15 protein-coding genes and 1 pseudogene are annotated in these 15,153 nt (G+C 67.0%); 7 read left to right on the top strand and 9 right to left on the bottom strand.

The genetic code is table 11. The annotated features are described in order from the left end of the window. From G3446_RS19335 to G3446_RS19325, 3 genes and pseudogenes are all read left to right on the top strand, one after another. On the top strand, nucleotides 1–274 hold a 274-nt coding region (locus G3446_RS19335), incomplete at its 5' end, for an aldose epimerase family protein (RefSeq protein ID WP_483414736.1). Nucleotides 275–552: 278 nt separating this feature from the next. After that, the gene (locus G3446_RS19330; protein WP_164454494.1) at nucleotides 553–822 is read left to right on the top strand and encodes a type II toxin-antitoxin system RelE/ParE family toxin; all 270 of its coding nucleotides are present in this window, start codon (nucleotides 553–555) and stop codon (nucleotides 820–822) included. A 30-nt stretch (nucleotides 823–852) separates the two neighbouring features. Further along, nucleotides 853–1,136, top strand: a pseudogene (locus tag G3446_RS19325) (HigA family addiction module antitoxin); the annotation flags it as partial. 269 nt (nucleotides 1,137–1,405) lie between these two features. Here the strand turns inward: G3446_RS19325 and G3446_RS19320 are convergent. The 7 genes from G3446_RS19320 to mobH form a co-directional block, all read right to left on the bottom strand. Further along, nucleotides 1,406–2,863, bottom strand: a complete 1,458-nt coding sequence (locus tag G3446_RS19320; RefSeq protein WP_164454492.1) for a hypothetical protein — start codon at nucleotides 2,861–2,863, stop codon at nucleotides 1,406–1,408. Between the two features lie 64 nt (nucleotides 2,864–2,927). Then, nucleotides 2,928–4,238, bottom strand: a complete 1,311-nt coding sequence (locus G3446_RS19315; protein WP_164454490.1) for a KGGVGR-motif variant AAA ATPase — start codon at nucleotides 4,236–4,238, stop codon at nucleotides 2,928–2,930. A gap of 41 nt (nucleotides 4,239–4,279) precedes the next feature. Beyond that, nucleotides 4,280–4,663 carry a hypothetical protein gene (locus G3446_RS19310; protein ID WP_164454488.1) on the bottom strand — a complete coding sequence of 128 codons (384 nt, stop codon included), beginning with the start codon at nucleotides 4,661–4,663 and terminating at the stop codon, nucleotides 4,280–4,282. Between the two features lie 462 nt (nucleotides 4,664–5,125). Beyond that, the gene (locus G3446_RS27685; RefSeq protein ID WP_209262515.1) at nucleotides 5,126–5,317 is read right to left on the bottom strand and encodes a type 2 periplasmic-binding domain-containing protein; all 192 of its coding nucleotides are present in this window, start codon (nucleotides 5,315–5,317) and stop codon (nucleotides 5,126–5,128) included. 298 nt (nucleotides 5,318–5,615) lie between these two features. Further along, nucleotides 5,616–6,212, bottom strand: a complete 597-nt coding sequence (locus G3446_RS19300) for an IncC plasmid conjugative DNA transfer DtrJ family protein (RefSeq protein WP_342450160.1) — start codon at nucleotides 6,210–6,212, stop codon at nucleotides 5,616–5,618. 44 nt (nucleotides 6,213–6,256) lie between these two features. After that, on the bottom strand, nucleotides 6,257–8,122 hold the full coding sequence (traD, locus tag G3446_RS19295; protein WP_245232605.1) for a conjugative transfer system coupling protein TraD: 1,866 nt from the start codon (nucleotides 8,120–8,122) through the stop codon (nucleotides 6,257–6,259). Beyond that, nucleotides 8,112–10,208 (bottom strand): MobH family relaxase, encoded by a 2,097-nt coding sequence (mobH, locus tag G3446_RS19290; RefSeq protein WP_164454485.1) that lies wholly within the window; start codon nucleotides 10,206–10,208, stop codon nucleotides 8,112–8,114. The genes traD and mobH overlap by 11 nt, the downstream gene beginning before the upstream one ends. 623 nt (nucleotides 10,209–10,831) lie before the next feature. Here mobH and lexA point away from each other — a divergent pair. The 4 genes from lexA to G3446_RS19265 all read left to right on the top strand — a co-directional run bounded on the left by lexA (nucleotide 10,832) and on the right by G3446_RS19265 (nucleotide 12,869). Next, a complete protein-coding gene (gene lexA, locus G3446_RS19280; protein WP_164454483.1) occupies nucleotides 10,832–11,296 on the top strand; it encodes a transcriptional repressor LexA in 465 nt (154 codons plus the stop codon). 239 nt (nucleotides 11,297–11,535) lie between these two features. After that, on the top strand, nucleotides 11,536–11,826 hold the full coding sequence (locus G3446_RS19275; protein WP_164454481.1) for a globin domain-containing protein: 291 nt from the start codon (nucleotides 11,536–11,538) through the stop codon (nucleotides 11,824–11,826). A gap of 472 nt (nucleotides 11,827–12,298) precedes the next feature. Further along, complete coding sequence (locus tag G3446_RS19270) at nucleotides 12,299–12,556, top strand: hypothetical protein (RefSeq protein ID WP_164454479.1); 258 nt, start codon at nucleotides 12,299–12,301, stop codon at nucleotides 12,554–12,556. A 49-nt stretch (nucleotides 12,557–12,605) separates the two neighbouring features. Next, nucleotides 12,606–12,869: a hypothetical protein gene (locus G3446_RS19265; RefSeq protein ID WP_164454478.1), complete on the top strand. Its 264-nt coding sequence runs from the start codon at nucleotides 12,606–12,608 to the stop codon at nucleotides 12,867–12,869. A gap of 533 nt (nucleotides 12,870–13,402) precedes the next feature. Here the strand turns inward: G3446_RS19265 and G3446_RS19260 are convergent. Together G3446_RS19260 and G3446_RS19255 are read right to left on the bottom strand one after the other, a co-directional pair. Then, nucleotides 13,403–14,194, bottom strand: coding sequence for a hypothetical protein (locus G3446_RS19260; RefSeq protein WP_164454477.1), 792 nt, complete (start codon nucleotides 14,192–14,194; stop codon nucleotides 13,403–13,405). Beyond that, nucleotides 14,172–15,140, bottom strand: coding sequence for a hypothetical protein (locus G3446_RS19255; RefSeq protein WP_164454475.1), 969 nt, complete (start codon nucleotides 15,138–15,140; stop codon nucleotides 14,172–14,174). Before G3446_RS19255 ends, G3446_RS19260 begins: the two co-directional genes overlap by 23 nt. Nucleotides 15,141–15,153 lie beyond the last annotated feature (13 nt).

Raw genomic sequence — 15,153 nt, 5'->3', positions numbered from 1 at the left:
CCCGCTCGATCGCATCTACCTCGCGCCACCGCAGGCGCTGGTGTTGGAGGACCCCGCTTTTGGGCGGGCAATCAGGACCCAATCCGCAGGCAATCACAGCGCGGTGGTGTGGAACCCCTGGATCGAGCAGGCCGCCGCGATGGGGGATTTCGGGGACTTGGAGTACCTGAAGATGCTCTGTGTGGAGACCACCAACGCCGGTCCGGATCGGGTGTCCATTGCGCCCGGCGGGGCTTATCGGCTTGGGGTCGATATTCAGGCGGAGCGTCTCTGAGTCTCTGAGGTGAGCCCGTTGTGATCGACGATCGAGGCGCGGCGGATGCCGATATCGCTCCGGCCCTGTGCTCAGTTCGTGGGGGCGTGACAGCGGAACGCACGCTCGTGCGCTGTCGGGCAGTGCAGATCGCCTGATTTTCCGGCTCGCCACCTTGTCGGTCAGCGGTCCGTGGGTAACCAGTGGCGAATAGGTCTCCAGAAGCGGAAACCCTTGAGGCGGTCAAGCAACGCGCAAGCTGATTGACGTATTACGCTGCACTTAACACTCTATACCCAATGATCAAGCCGTTTCGCTGCAAAGCCACCGCCAAGCTGTTTGCCGGCCAGTCGCCGCGCGCGTTCCAGCCGGTCGCTGTGCGCAAGCTCGTCCAACGGCACGCGGCGGCGACGCTCGACTTCCTTCGCAGCCCGCCGGGGAATCGTCTGGAAGCGCTGAGCGGCGACCGCGCGGGACAGCAAAGCATCCGCATCAACGCGCAGTGGCGGCTGTGCTTTGTATGGCGAGACGGCGATGCATTCGATGTCGAGAACGTTGACGATCACTGAGGACACCCAGCCATGACACCCACCAACGCCATGCGCCCGGTGCATCCGGGTGAGATCTTGCGCGAGGATTCTCTCGCCGCCTTGGGCATGAGAGCGTGAACGCCTTGGCCGTGGCGTTGCGCGTGCCGGCGACGCGACTGCATGAGATCGTCAAAGAGCGCCGCGCCATCTCGCCTGATACGGCGCTGCGCCTGGCGCGCTACTTCGGCGGTGATGCGCAGTCCTGGCTGAACCTAAAATCCGGCTTCGATCTGCGCCGCGCGGAGTTGGAATCGCGCGCGGTGATCGAGCGTGAGGTCATCCCGCGTGAGGCGGCTCAAGTCCGGAGGTCGCATCCGAGAACGACTCGCGTTCTTTCGTCTTCTTCGATCAGCTCGCGCCGATCACCACGCGACATGGTGAGGTGTGGCGCGACTTAGAGTTCGATTCGGAGGGGTTTGGCCATCATCAAGCCATGCCCCATCGGGTTCGACGTGTGAAGGACATGCAGTGTTCGTTGTGTCTTGGGGTGAGCAGCCCACCAAACCATGCTACGCGGGCTTACGCAGGCCGGCGGGCTTGTCGAGCAGCACCGACAGATCGATTATCGAATTGGCCGAACGCCGCCCCGGCGGCCAATGGCTGCCGCCACCCGGAACAGATCCGGGATATCGACACGGTCGTCGTCGACACGACGAATCACGCCGATACGCTGCAACTCCTGGATCAGCGCCTTTTCGGGAGTGTCGGAAGACCTGTCAGCCAACGCATGCGGCGGCAGATAGAAGCGCTCGTCATCAATCTCTCCGCTGCCGGAAGGCTCAGGGGACAGCGTCGCCGTCCGATCGCGCTCAATCGCCTGCACCGTCTGTGCATTCTCCCAGCGCTGCATGATGTCCTCGTCCCGGCAGGGCACTGTCTGGCCGCTCAGCGGCTCCAACACCGTCTGAATCCATGGATAATCCTCTCGAAGTTCCTGCACGCGAACCGATGAGGCGCTCTGCACACCGCGCTTGATGCCCTCCCAGTGCAGCACCTCCCCGTGTCCCCTAGCTTGGGTCTCGCGCTGCGCATCGCGCACCGCGATCAAAAAGCTGCGCGGGCTGACCTGCCCCTTGGCATCCGCCAGGTGATTCGGCAGCCATGTGTAGGTGCGTCCACGCCGCCGGTTGGAGCCCATGTAGCGGGTCGCCACGTCATGCAGCACCGCCTGTTGCAGGTCTTCGTCCTGGCGCAGCTTCGCCGGAATCGGGTAGACCTGCTCGCCACCCGCCTCCGTTGCCGTGAAGGACAAGTGATGCTTCGATTGAAGCCAATTGCGAAAAATCTCGGCGCCATCGCCATGATTGCATAGCCAATGCCACAACAGGCCATAAAGATCAGTACGGCGCCATTCCAGGATGACGCGGCCGTGGTGCAGCTTGGACGAGTCCGGAAACTGCCAGATGGTCCGATCCTCCCACATGTCCGGGCGGAGAAAGACCTTCGTCTGAATGCCCGTTTGTCCTTTCAGATCAAGGCAAACCTGTAGCAGTCCGCGCACCAACCCACGGATGGCTTTCCAGTCAGAGCCGGTGCGGTCCAGGGCATCGAAAATGACCAAGTGGCGCTTCCCGTCCGCCGCAAGTCGGCCAGCGATTCGGCTCAGCAGCCGCTCCTCGCGCTCGGGGTTATCCGCGACATAGGTCACGACGTCGGCCCAGTCCTTGACGGGCAGCTCCTCGTCGTAACGGCTTGTGAGCTGCCGCAACACCACCGCACGCCAGATGTCCTCTGCGGCGTGGCTTCCCTGCAAACGCTGAAGCACTCGCCGGGAGGGGTGATCGGCATTGTGTGTAGACACCGAGAAGCCCCAGCTCGTCTTCACCCGATCCAGCTGCAGCCTTGGCAACTGGGCGTGGATCAAGGCTCGGGACACCTTGCTGTTGAGGGCTGCGCTCCAGAAGCTCTTGCCGCTGCCGCGATCCCCGACCACGAGCGTACTGTTTGGGTCCAGCGCACGCTCGTGGCCGAGCACTACGTACAGCTCGTTCGGGTCGGGCGGGTTGGTGCTCGCGTCCATGGTATCCGGCAGCTCGTCGAGGGAGCGCCGAACCCGATCGGTCGGGAACGTTTCGTCTTTGCTCTCAATCGGCATGGTCGACGGCCTCGGGCTCCTCGCTGCCGAGAACGCGCTCTTCCAGCGCTACCATAAACGGCCCGAAGCTTGATGCAATGGCGGCGGCGCCCACGGTGCTCAGGTGTTCCAGCGGATTGAACTGCTCGAAGCGCGGGTCATTCAGGATCTGCAACGGGTAATGCGGCGCCGCATCATCCGTCTCCGCAAAGCTAAAGGCTTCCTCAGCGCCTCCTGCCGGCTGCTCGTCGTACAGGCAGTCGAGCCAGAGCTGATAGGCCCGCGAGCGGAAACCCTCCAGCGCATCCTGTTTCTCCAAAGCACGCGCGTAAACCATCTTCAGCCGCAGCCGCCAATCGTCGTCGCACGCCGGATGGATATGTGCCATCTGTGCCAGTTGCGCCAAGAGATAGCGATACCCCTCCCAAACCGTGGGCTGATCGGTCGCAAACAGCAGAACGTCCGCGTCCAGGTGCAAGATGGCGGCTGCGGCCGTCTCGTGCAGACCCGCACGGCTATCGATGAGCACTACGTCCGGCTCCAAGGTCCGCTCGAGTGTCTCCAGCAGTCGCCTCACCCTCACTGCGAAACCCTCGCCTTCGCCGCGGTCATTGTCCAGGTAGGCGCGTGCGAGCTTCGCGATGAAGCCGCTCGGATGCTGGGCGGTGCGCTTGCCGGTGGCCGGCGCCACGTAAAGATAGCCCGGATCGGCCAGCGGTGATCTAGCCGCCAGCATGTGCTCCCTGAGCATTGACTCCGCTATTGGGCTTCCAACCAGATCCTCCGCCAGCCAATCGACAACGCCGAACTCCGGTCGGTCGTCGTCCGGCAGCAGTTGCGCGCCCAGCCCCGGCGCCTCCAAGTCCAGGTCCAGCAACAGCACCCGCTTACCCTGTGCCGCTAACTCGCGGCCCCAGAGGAATAAGGCCGTGCTGCGCCCAACGCCACCTTTGAGACTGAAGAAGGAAACCCGCGGCGGATGTGCGGCCGATGCACCCGCCTCGGCACCCGGTGCCAGCGCCCAGTCTTGTCCGACCACGCGGCGCTCGATCAGGCGGATCAGCGTGCCATTGATATCCTGCACCAGGAAGGGCTCGTCCATCAGCGCCGCACCGAGGAAGGTATCGGAGAGGCGCACTAAACCGGTCTCCGAGCCGGGGCTGTAAGCTCCCAGCGCATCCGCGAGATGCGGACGCGCCGCGACCACCTCGGCTTGGCCTGCGGAGTCCGGCAGCACCAGATGCACCCGCCCGTTCATGTCGCGGATGAAACGAACCTTGGCAAAGTCGATGCCGGTAAAGGCTCCTTGGATCTGCTCCAAGGCGCGAGGCAGGGCATCGTCGAAGGTGCATGGACTCATGATCAGTTCCCGAGGCTGGCCGCGCCCAGCGTGCGCAAGCAATGACTTTGGTGCAGTTTACAGCGCTCTTCGGAGAACGCCGCGTCCGGCCAGTAGCGGTTGTCAATGCGCCAGCCAAGCATGTAGGTATCGCTGTTCAGCAATTGCTGAACAGCCCCATCCCGCCGACGACGCAAGCACTTCAACGCATGGTCGCGCAGCTCCGGCAGATGCGACAGCTTTACATCCGCCCCTTGGTGGCCCTCCAGCAACACCTTCAGCGCACACTCGGCACCCAGCCCAAAGAGATGACTGGCGTTGGCAAGACGCCCTTGCTCCAGCAGCAGTGTGCCGTCTTTGTGGCAGCGACGCGCCGCCGCCCGATAGTCCTGTTCTGATTCGGTCATCGGACTCGTGATCCTTGCATAGGCCAATCTCTGTTGTTGCGCCGCCGCCGTGTCACCGTCAGCGACGGCGCCGACGCGCGGATTTGGTCCTGGGTGATGCAGAGTTCGCGGGCATCGTCGAGGACGAAGCTCGCCGGATAGCAAATCCAACCGCCTCTGCTCCAGTTCCGGTGACTTCAGTTCCGGAGTTCGGGTGACAGTTTACTTGACTCCGGAAATCCGCTGGAGGCCTCGAATAGGGGAAGCAAGAGCCATAGTGTCGGCTATCTGAGGTTCGTGTGACACCAGGGATTCTGGCGAATATGATCGCTTCCCGCGTCGAGCCTTCCCTCAAGGTGCTTGCTGTGACACTAAGAACTACCGTCTCGCGTACGCTCATGTCCCCGCGAACAGCTCAATCCGAGCCACTTGACTCACCGCCACCACCCCGGGATGCCGCAGGCGCCGCTCGGTAGAGATCTCTTAGTAGCGCTCGCGCACCTCGGTAGTGGTCCCGATCGGCTCGACGCCATACTGCCCGGCGATCTCCGCCGCAATGACGCTCGGCGCCATGAAGACGCCCACGCCGGACTGTCCGAAGGTCTGCGTCAGGGCCTGGTCCTCGAACTCGCCGACGACCCGCGAGCGAATGCCCAGTCGGTCGAGCCAGTGCATCAAGGCCCGCGCAGGGCGGTGCCCTCGGCGGGGAACAGGATCGGGGCGTCCTCCGGAGAACTCGGGAATACACGACGGTATGGCTCGGCGGGCGGTGGCGCGGCGAAGAAGATGAGCCCGAACTCGCCCGGCGGATGGTTGAAGGCGCGGACGCTCACCCCGCCGGCGAGCGGCCGCGGTGATGTGAAGCATCACATCACCGCGGCAAGGGTCACCGACGTCATCGCACGATAGGAAACCGGCACAGAGGACGCTGAAACAGTGAGCGGCGGAATCTCGCCGCAACAACCCTTCTGAATCACAGCCGTTTCGGGAGGGCGGCAAGGCCGGCCCCGATCAGCCAGACGGCGATCAGGGTCAGGAGCGGAATCTCCAGGGGATGCAGCGGCAGCGGGAGCAACAGGACAAGCAGGAAGCCTCCCAGGACCAGGGCCAGCCCGGTCTGGCTGGCCTGGCGGGCGACTGGGCTTGGATAGTCGAAGCCGCGCTGACGGATTCGCCAGCGCCAGTGGCCGTCGAGCACGCCGGCGATGAGGAGCAGCCCGAGCGCCGGCCCCCAGGCCGTGACCAGGGCGGCGCGCAGGCAGGCCAGCTCGACCAGCCGTGCCGCAGCCGTCCGCCGATCGGCGAGCCAAGCCGGGCTCACAGCCGCCCTGCGTGCCGCGCCCCTGCGGTCGGCCCCCAGCGTCTCAGACCCTATCGGAAACGCGCCCAGTTGTGCCGCGCTCCACTGCTGCGCCCGCTCGAGCACCGCCGTTGCACTGCGCTCCCCCAGCGCCTGCCGATCCCAGGCCCGCTCGAGCATCGCGATGCGCTCCAGCCACGCTGCGGGCACCCACGCCAGCATCAGGATGACCACGGACAGCAGGACGAGCACCCCGACGCGTCCCGCCACGCCCGCCGCGCTCCGCGCCCCGTTTGGCTGCGGATCGGGCATGCTCAGTCGGCCGGCCCGCGCGCACCGGGCGACTGAGGTCCCCTGCCCGCCCGCGGCGCTTCCGATGCCGTCGGCGACGCGCGTGATGCCCGCAGGATCGGCAACCGCCCCTTGACGATGCGCCCGCCGGCCAGCCTGGCGATGTAGTGGAGGTTCGGCAGCATCCCGAGCAGCGCCGGCTGGAACAGCTCGCTCACCTCCTCGCGCAGCTGTTGACCGACGTTGCCCGCGTGCAGCAGTGGGTTGCGCTGGGTGGAGGTCGCCTGGGTGTGGATCAGCGTCTTGAGGCGGGCCTTCGGAAGACTGGCGGTGACGTACTCCTGGGTCTCGCTGTCGAGCACACGCAGCGCAATCAGGGTATTCAGATTACCGAGCACCTGACGCGCCTTGGCCGTGCTGCCGGTGCGGGCGGCGAAGTCGGCGAAGGTCTGGGTGGCGATGGTCAGGCGCAGGCCCGCGCCGCGCCCCTTGTTCAGCAGTTGGATCAGGGGATCGTTGACGATCTCGGCGGCCTCGTCGACGAAGACATTCACCGGACGGTGCTGGACGCTGTAGTTGTAGCGGTCTCCAGCCACGGCGGCCAAATCGGCGATGAGGATGGAGCCGATGGCGGCGCCGACCATGCCGTCGGAGAGCGCATCCAGTCCGATATAGGCGACCTGGGCGCGCTCGACGATGCGCGCCATCGCGGTGATGGGACGCGGATCCTCGGGGTCGTCGCTATCCGGCGAAAGCAGCGGTCCGAGCTCACCGGCGGTGAGCATGTTGAGCACCGGCAGCAGGCTCGCGACCATCTTGGAGAAGTGCACCCGGTCGTGCTCGAAGAGCGAGACCAGCCCGTCGATGACGGTCGAGGGGTGCTGGGTGCGGACGTCCTGATAGAAGCGCACCAGGCCGCGCGCCTTGGCGGTCGCGTCGTGCGCCTTGCCGAGGTAGCGTGCTGCACGTCGTTCCCAGCCGGGGATCTGCGCGTCGAAGACGCGCCTGAGCACCCGCACCAGCAGGGTCTCCACCCCGCCCTCGAGGTAGCGGCGCAGGTTGACCAGATTGGGCCGCTCCCCGGCGGTAATCAGCCCGCCGATGACATGCGAGAGCGCCATCTGGGCAAAGCTCTTGAAGGGATCGTTGCCGGTGACGCTCGGCATGATGGCGGCGATGCGGCTCGCGAGCTCGGTGGCGCGGTTGAAGCTGTAGAGGGGATCGATGCGGTGACTGCGGTCCGGGAAGGCGGGATGGAAGCTCACGAAGCGCTGGGACTCGCCGCGGCGCGCACAGGCGCGCCGGGCCGAGGCCTGCAGCTCCTGATCGCCCTTGGGATCGAGGATGACCACCGCTTCCCCACGCGCGACCGCCTGGGCCACCAGCAGCTCAAGCAGGCGGGTCTTGCCGGAGCCGGTGGTGCCGACGATCAGTAGATGCCCGGCGCTATGTGCGACCGGCAACCACACCGGCGCCTCGCGGGGGCTGAGGCCATGCAGCCAGTGCGCACCCAGCTCCGGATGGGCCGGCACGATCCGCTCGGGACCGACCCGGATCAGATCGAGCGCGAGCTGGGCATGCTCGGCGCTCCAGTCGAAGCCCCAGCCGAGCCAGAGGTCGGCAGGGCGGCGTTGACCGTGCGCGGTCAGCCGCTCGGGATCCAGAAAGCTCAGCGGTTGGCCGCCCAGACGGGCGCGGCGCTGGCTGTGACGCAGTGCGGCGGGCAGCCAGCGCAGCCCGAGCAGGATCGCGAGCACGGCAGTGAGCTGCAGGGGACGCTGGTGCAGCGTCCAGAGGCCGCTGAGGCAGGCCGCGAGCAGCCCGACACCCAGCCAGCTCGCCAGCGCCGCCAGCTCGAAGTTGGGCCGCCAGGGCGGGTTATAGGCCAAGGGTCAGGATGCCCTTCTCGACCGGACGGGCGTTTGGCAGCCGCTCCAGGGCACGGCGCAGGGCGGTCTCGGAAATGCCGGCGCGACGGGCGCCGTCGAGGATGGGGCCGCGCAGCGGGATCGCCAGCGCGCCGGGGCACTCGGTGATGGGACCGAGTGTCGGATCGCGCGCGAGGAGGCGCTGGCGGATGCTGCGGGCGTAGTCGGTTGCCGTCGTTGGTGCGCGGACTGTCGTGTCCCCTCTGGCCGGCGGCGGTTCGCTGACAGGCGCCTGTCCAGCAGACAGATCCTGCGCGCCTGGCTCGGGAGGATAGGCCGTCGCGCACGCATCGCCGAGCCCCAAGGCGACCAGTCGGCGCGAAATCCCACGCGTCAGCCACACGCCTGAGACACCGTCGTGCTCGCGGACCTTGAGCAGCGGGCGCAGCGGATCGCGCTCCAGCCAGTCGCGGTCGGCCAGGGCCGCGAGGAGCTCGGCCGGTGTCCGCTCCCATCCAGCCAGTCCCTGGGGATAGGGCAGAAAGAGCTTGCCCTGAATCGGGCGCGGGCAGGCATCGGCCGTGAGGCGTGCCTCCGTCCAGGCTTCGGCCAACGCGATCAGGACGTCCCCGGCCGGCCCCTGCGCGCGCAGCCAGTCGCGGGCCTGGTCCTGCTCCGAGGGCGCGGCCGTCTCGGCGACGGCGTTCTGATCACCAGTACCTTGCGCGCCTTCGGCGGAAGCGCCCTCCCCGGCTTCTGGCTTGGCGGGACGCTCCGGGGCCTGCGCCGCCGGCGCTTCTGGCACGGGATCCGTGTCCTTGAGCACGACCGTCGACACACCCGACTCAGCGCTGATCGTGATCAAGGGCGTGGCCGGCGGCACCACGCCGGAGAACAAGAGCTCCGGACGCGTCAGGCGCAGAAAGCTCAGCTCCACCGGCGGCTCGCGGGCGAGCATGGCTGGGGCCAGGCGCCAGGTGCGCGCCGCCGGCACGCCCTCTCCGAGCGGTCGGCCCTGTGCCAGATGACGCTCGATCAGGATGTCCGCGAGGGTGTCCGGATCGCGCGGGATGCCGGGGATGCGCGCGCTGGCGAGCCGCTCGACGATGGCGTCGGCGCAGGCCGGCCAGACCAGATGAACCTGGTTGGGCGGGAAGATCCACACCCGCGCCCCAGGCACGTTGACCGTCCAGGTGCCGTCGCGCAGCAGGGAGCGCATGGTGTCGATCAGATAGCGCTCGATCGGCACGCCGAGCGCGAGGGCCTCCGGGTCGAGGCGGTTCTCGCGCAGGTCCTGGGCGACACTCACCTGGTCGGCCTCACGCATCAGCTGACCCAGCAACGCCTGGTCGTCGATCCCGGCCAGCACCCGGCTCAGGGTGAGCCAGACCAGGGGATCAAGATCCATCAGCCAGTGGCGCACCGGCTGGGTCAGCAACTGCGGGAGCACGGCGCTGGTGAACAGCTCATGGCTGTGATGGACCCGCTTGCCAGTCCAGCGCAGGAAGTAGCGGTCGATACCGTGCGTGCCCGCCCAGGCGAGCAGCGTCTCATCGAGGGGCTGCCAGCGGTGCGCGCCACTCCGATCGATGACCGAGAGATCGGCCACCGGCTTGCCGACGTCGTGCAGCAGACCGGCGATGCAGGCCGCCAGATGCCAGCGCGGCTCCAGAATCCGGCGCTCCTCGGGCCGCCGATCGAGGGCGAAGAGCCGCCCGCGACTGGCGCGGGCGGCCTGGAAGGCGACCTCGAGGCCATGGCGGAAGAGTCCGCCGGCCCCACGATGGTGATGCGTCTCGGAGGCCGGCAGCAGATGAACGAAGGCGGCATAGCGCTCGATCAGGGGGAGGACGCGCGTCTGGTAGTCCGCGTCGCTGAAGGCCAGGGCCTCCTGGAGATCGGCGATGAGGGGGCGCTGGGTGGCGAGGATCTGGGTGGTGGAGGCGACGGGCAGGCCCTTCAGAAACGGCGGATAGCGGGGAATCTCGGGGGCGAGGTCAAGCGCGGCCGGCTTTCCAGCGGCTAGGCGACCGTCGGACGCCCGGTCGATCGGGTCCGCGCGAAAGGCGCTCCAGGCGGCACGGCAGCGGGTCAGCAGGCGGGGCATGAGCGTGGACGCACCGACAATCGAGGTTGGCCAGAGCGTCTATCCAAGCATGCCGTCGCCAAGACGACGACCAAGAACGGTGAATGCGGACGTGACCGTTGTCTCGGAAGAACCCCGGTCTGACCGATGAACCGTTTCGGCCGGCATTGCGCGAGTCGGCCGCTTAGGCTCATGGGCTTTGCACGCCTGGATCCAACCCCATGATCGACCGCGCTCGCGTCCTTCTCGCCATAGTCTGCGCCATGCTCAGCGGCTGCGCGAAGCCGCCGGAGCCAGCACCAACCATCATCACCCCGGCGCGCCTGCCCTTCCCTGCCTATGTGGCGCATCGGTCGCCCGAAGCCTTGGGTGGTGCCAGTTGGCGCGGCGGACGCACCGAGCACGCGCTCGATCCCGATGGACAGTGGTGCGGGATCACCCTCGATGGGCGGCCCCGCTGCTGGCGGCCGGTGGCGGATCCCACACCGAAGCAGCCTCGGGAGACTGGCAGGCCAGCGGCAAGACCTGGACTGGAAGAAACGCAGGCGTTCGTCAAGCGGCCACCTGCTGTCGCCATCGCATCTGGGTCCCGCTAGACTCGGGCCACCCCCTCGAGACGACCCGGTTCGTCTGTTGGAGGCCTCATGACCACGCCCATCTACCTCATCAACCGCCGGACCCATCTGACCTGGACGCCGCTCACGGCGCCGTCGCAAACCGAGGCCAGCGCGGAGCTGCCGCTGCTCGGCGCGATCAGTGCCGGCCAGCCCATCGATGCCATTGAGGCGGACGCGCACATCCGCGTCCCAGCGCCCATGGTGCGGAAGGAGAGCTTCGCACTGCGCGTGCGCGGACACTCGATGGTCGAGGATCAGATCGCGGATGGCGACATCGTCGTGGTGGAGCGGCGTCAGACGGCCGAGAACGGCGACATCGTAGTCGCCCTGATCCACGGTGAGCAGGTCACCCTCAAGCGCTTCTACGCCGAGCCTGCCTGCATTCGCCTCCAGCCCGCCAATCCCGAAGTCGCCGCGCTCAGGCTCGCGCCCGATGCGGTTCAGATCCTCGGCGTGGTCACCGGGCTGGTGCGGATGGCTGCGTCGGCTTGACCCGACTCCGCCTTGACCGCAGGCGCCGCCGGCTAGCGTGACGCTTCCAGCGCCGCTCTTGGGCTGGTGACGTCCGGAGACCGCAGAGCCTCGAAGAGCATCCGATGACCCCGCAAGCGACCGCCCTTGTCCGCACCTCCTGGGCCAAGCTCAAGCCACTGGCCGAGCCGACCGCCCAAGGCTTCTACGCGCGCCTCTTTGCGCATCACCCAGAGACCTAGCATCTGTTCCAGGCCGATATGGCCGAGCAGCACCGCAAGTTCGCGGCGATGCTGGATACCGTCGTCGATGCGCTCGACGACCTCGACGCCTTGCTCCCGGCGCTCGAGGATCTGGGCGCCCAGCACGCCTGCTGCGGCGTCACCGGGCCTGACGACGCCAAGATGGCCGAGGCCTTGCTGTGGTCGCTGGGTGAGGCGCTCGGCGAGGACTTCACTCCAGAGGTCCGGGCCGCCTGGACCGAAACCTACGCGACCTTGGCGGAGGCGATGCAGGACGGGGCGGCGGAGCAGCTCGCGCACCACCCCTGAGGGCCGCTAACGCCGCAGATGGCTTGAGCATCTTGCGGGGGCTCGAACATCTTGCCTTGCCACGTCCGCTTCACCTTGGCAGAGCGGGCTAGGTCTCTCCCGATCGCACAACAATCCCCGATTCTGCATCCACGCGCAAAGCAGCGGCGCAAAAGGTCCGCACGCAATTTCTACGCACCCACTCCCGCTGAGACGCACGTTCGCTTGTCTATCCCCCCGTTTGAAGCGTCTTCTGCACGCACTGTCGGTCTCAATGTAGAAACGACACTCTCGACACATCTGTTCGCCAATAACGAACACAACATCGACCTAAAGGCCAGCCAGACCCTCACGAGGTCGCGCAGAGCCCCCATTTCACGCGGCCTCGCGGCCGATTTCGTGAAGTTGGCACGGCGACTGCTCAAGTCCAGGCAAGCGCACCGAAAGCACCGCACATTCAAAACAACACTGAAGACCCGCTTGGAGAACCATCATGCTCACCATCACCGACCTCGCCCTTCGCAACGACCTCGACGCAGCCGCCATGACCAGTGTCCGCGCTGGCTTCAGCTTCAGCGACTTCGAGTCCCTGTTCAGCACCGGGATCGTCAACGCCCCGACCATCGACGGCGGGACGCATGCCCTGCTGCAGAGCCAAGGCGTTGCGGTCGACCAGTCCGGCAACATCGGCGGACTCAACCTGGTGATCTCGGATCAGACCCAGAACGGCATCGCCGGCCAGGACGCCTAAGCAACCCCGTCCCTTTGATACGCACTGAAACTCGATTAGGAGAGCAACCATGATGACCATCACCGACCTGACCGCTGACCGCACCCTCGACAAGGCCGCCATGAGCGGTGTGAGCGGCGGTGCCGCCTTCGCTGGAGATGCCTTCGGCGCCTTTGCCGGCTACTTCAACAGCCCGACGCTCGATCTGGGCACGCATCTCCTCGCCCAGGAGCAGGCCGTCGCGGTCGATCAGAGCAACGCCACCGGCGGCTTCAACGTCGTCGGCTCCAACCAAGTGCAGAACGGCATCAGCGGGCAGGTGTCCTTCTTCTAGACCTGCCAATGCCGCCCAGAGCACGAGGGTCTGCGGATCCTCGTGCCGCACCGAGCCGGCCCCTCGCGTCCGACGAGGTCTCCTTCCACGATCGCCCAGCCCCGCCAGCAGCGCCCCAGCGCATCCCGCCGCAGGTCTCGCACAGCGGCTCATTGACGTCCTGTGCACCACTTGACACATCGTGCGAACCGCATTGACCCAGGATAGCGGCCCGCGCAAGCCAGCGAGCACGTCTCCCGTGCCCAGACGACCCAGTGGTCCACCGGGGCTCATGCCTCTAGGCATCACCACGCATAACGGAAATCACCAAGACAGTCATCCCAGTCCTCGGCACGCTCCGCGTCCACAGCGAACAGATGGCCGATCTTGACGCCTTGCCGAACGGATTGGCGGATGCCATCCCCTTCCCGCTCTGCAAATGCAGGACTTTGAAGCCGCGCGATTCAGCCTTTGCGGCAGGTCTGACACGATGTCTGAAGATGCGGGGCGCTCTGGCGGCAAGCGTCGTCTCCCCGGCACAGCCCGGCGGCGACTCATGGGGCGCCGCGGCGCGTGCGCAGATCGGCGACCGCCTTCGCGGCCGTGCGTTTGCGCTGCGCGATGTGCGCACGCCGTGCGTCCGCCCGCTCGCTTGCAGGCGCCGCTGCCGGCGGCACCGCACGCAGGATGAGCGTCCGGAGTGCCCGCAGCTGCTGGCGAGCGGTGGCCTCCTCGGTCTGCGGCAGCGTCACGACGGTTCCGGTCAGCCGCTTCGGGCGATGCACGTCATCCGGTGTCGGAAGCAGATGGCGGACGACCTCGGGCGGTAGGCGTCCGGTGGCCACGGCACGCTGGGCGGCGTCCGCCCGCTGCGCCGGATCCCAGCCGAGCGAGAGCCGCCACTGGGGCGGCTGCCCCTGCCGGCGTCGCTCGGCGACCAGGCGGTCGTAGGCGGCCTTGAAGGCCATGCGGGCGCCGACCCGGTCGCCGCGCTCCCACACCGGCGCGGCGGCCGCCGCCGCGAGGAGGATCTCCTCGGTGACGCACACACTCGCGGCCTCGTCGAAGGTGTCGATCGCCAGGGCCCAGGCCTCGTCGGCGCCTGGGCGCCCGCCTCCAGCGCGCTCCAGCGCGGCAATCACGTCGCTGGGGCGCGGGAAGTAGCGCCCGCGCTCGGCGTCCAGCAGGTGGGCATCCAGGACCTGGCGCAGGGTCGGGAGATCCAGCCGCTCGGCGAGCAGGCGCCACCAGGTCTGCTTGAGCCGCGCGGAGACCGTCTGGCCGTAGGTCTCGCCCAGCTCGTCGAGCAGGTCGGAGAAGGCTTTACGATCGCGATCGCACAACATGGAACTCCCCCTCCAGCGGACTGGGGTCGGGGTTGAGGAAGGCCTCCAGCGCAGCCTGCTCGGCGTGCTGGCCAGCGGCCAGGGCAAGGAACTGCTCGACGCGGGGCGCATCGCGGCAGATGAGCGCGATGTCGTCGAAGGCACGTCCGCGGTCGTTGTGGCCCTGATGCCAAGCCGAGGCACGGCAGCCATCGACGGCGCGCTCGAGCGCGGCCGGCGTGTAGCCGTCCTTGAGCCGCGCGGCAATGGCGGCTCGGCGCTTGGCGTCAAGCCTAGCCTGCGGCTTGGCCATGACCTGCTGCCAGTAGGTGAAGACCGCCTGCACGGGATCGGCGCGCATGGACGCCGGATCTTCGGGACAGCCGTCACGGGCTCCCGGCAACGGAGCTGGCTCGACATCGCCGTCGAGCGGCGAGAACGGCCCGGCGCGCGACCTGTGCGTTAGCACAGTCTTTTCTTTCCGGAGACCGGATACCGGAAGGGTGCCGGGTTTCGCGGTCCCTTTCGAAGTCGCCACCTGCCGGGTTGTGGGCGGATCTGGCCCGCAGGCCGCGTCATTGCTGGAATCCGAGGTGCCGGGATGGGTATGCCGGGTTTGTGCCGGGTTTGTGCCGGGTTTATTTGGCGCAGACTGATCCGTAGCGGCCAAGGGAAGGAAAAAAATAAGCTGTTTCAATGCACTGCGATTGCACAGCAAACCGGCACGCGCGAGCCCCTCGGCGAGCCGCCGGATCTTGGCCTTGGTCGGGGTGCCGGTGCCTTCCAGACCCTGGCCGGGCTCGACATAGAGCGCCTCCTGCAAGCTGCGCCAGGAGATGCGACGGTTCGCGCCCACCAAGCCGGTGTGATAGTCCATGAGGGTCCTCAGCAGGATGTAGAGCTGCCACAGCTCAGGGCGTTGTCCGGTGAGCGCGGCCAGCTCCGCGTCTTCGAGTCGGATGGCCACGGCGTTTGATCAT

Origin of the sequence: Thiorhodococcus minor, from assembly GCF_010820565.1 — a bacterium.
Classification (GTDB): Bacteria; Pseudomonadota; Gammaproteobacteria; order Chromatiales; family Chromatiaceae; genus Thiorhodococcus; species Thiorhodococcus minor.
This window is presented reverse-complemented; position numbering and strand designations above follow the sequence as displayed.

Coding starts and splice junctions, on each gene's coding strand:
- G3446_RS19330 (WP_164454494.1), top strand. CDS start 553: ATGATCAAGCCGTTTCGCTGCAAAGCCACCGCCAAGCTGTTTGCCGGC.
- G3446_RS19320 (WP_164454492.1), bottom strand. CDS start 2,863: ATGGACGCGAGCACCAACCCGCCCGACCCGAACGAGCTGTACGTAGTG.
- G3446_RS19310 (WP_164454488.1), bottom strand. CDS start 4,663: ATGACCGAATCAGAACAGGACTATCGGGCGGCGGCGCGTCGCTGCCAC.
- G3446_RS27685 (WP_209262515.1), bottom strand. CDS start 5,317: ATGCACTGGCTCGACCGACTGGGCATTCGCTCGCGGGTCGTCGGCGAG.
- mobH (WP_164454485.1), bottom strand. CDS start 10,208: ATGCCCCGCCTGCTGACCCGCTGCCGTGCCGCCTGGAGCGCCTTTCGC.
- lexA (WP_164454483.1), top strand. CDS start 10,832: ATGACCACGCCCATCTACCTCATCAACCGCCGGACCCATCTGACCTGG.
- G3446_RS19275 (WP_164454481.1), top strand. CDS start 11,536: ATGGCCGAGCAGCACCGCAAGTTCGCGGCGATGCTGGATACCGTCGTC.
- G3446_RS19270 (WP_164454479.1), top strand. CDS start 12,299: ATGCTCACCATCACCGACCTCGCCCTTCGCAACGACCTCGACGCAGCC.
- G3446_RS19265 (WP_164454478.1), top strand. CDS start 12,606: ATGATGACCATCACCGACCTGACCGCTGACCGCACCCTCGACAAGGCC.
- G3446_RS19260 (WP_164454477.1), bottom strand. CDS start 14,194: ATGTTGTGCGATCGCGATCGTAAAGCCTTCTCCGACCTGCTCGACGAG.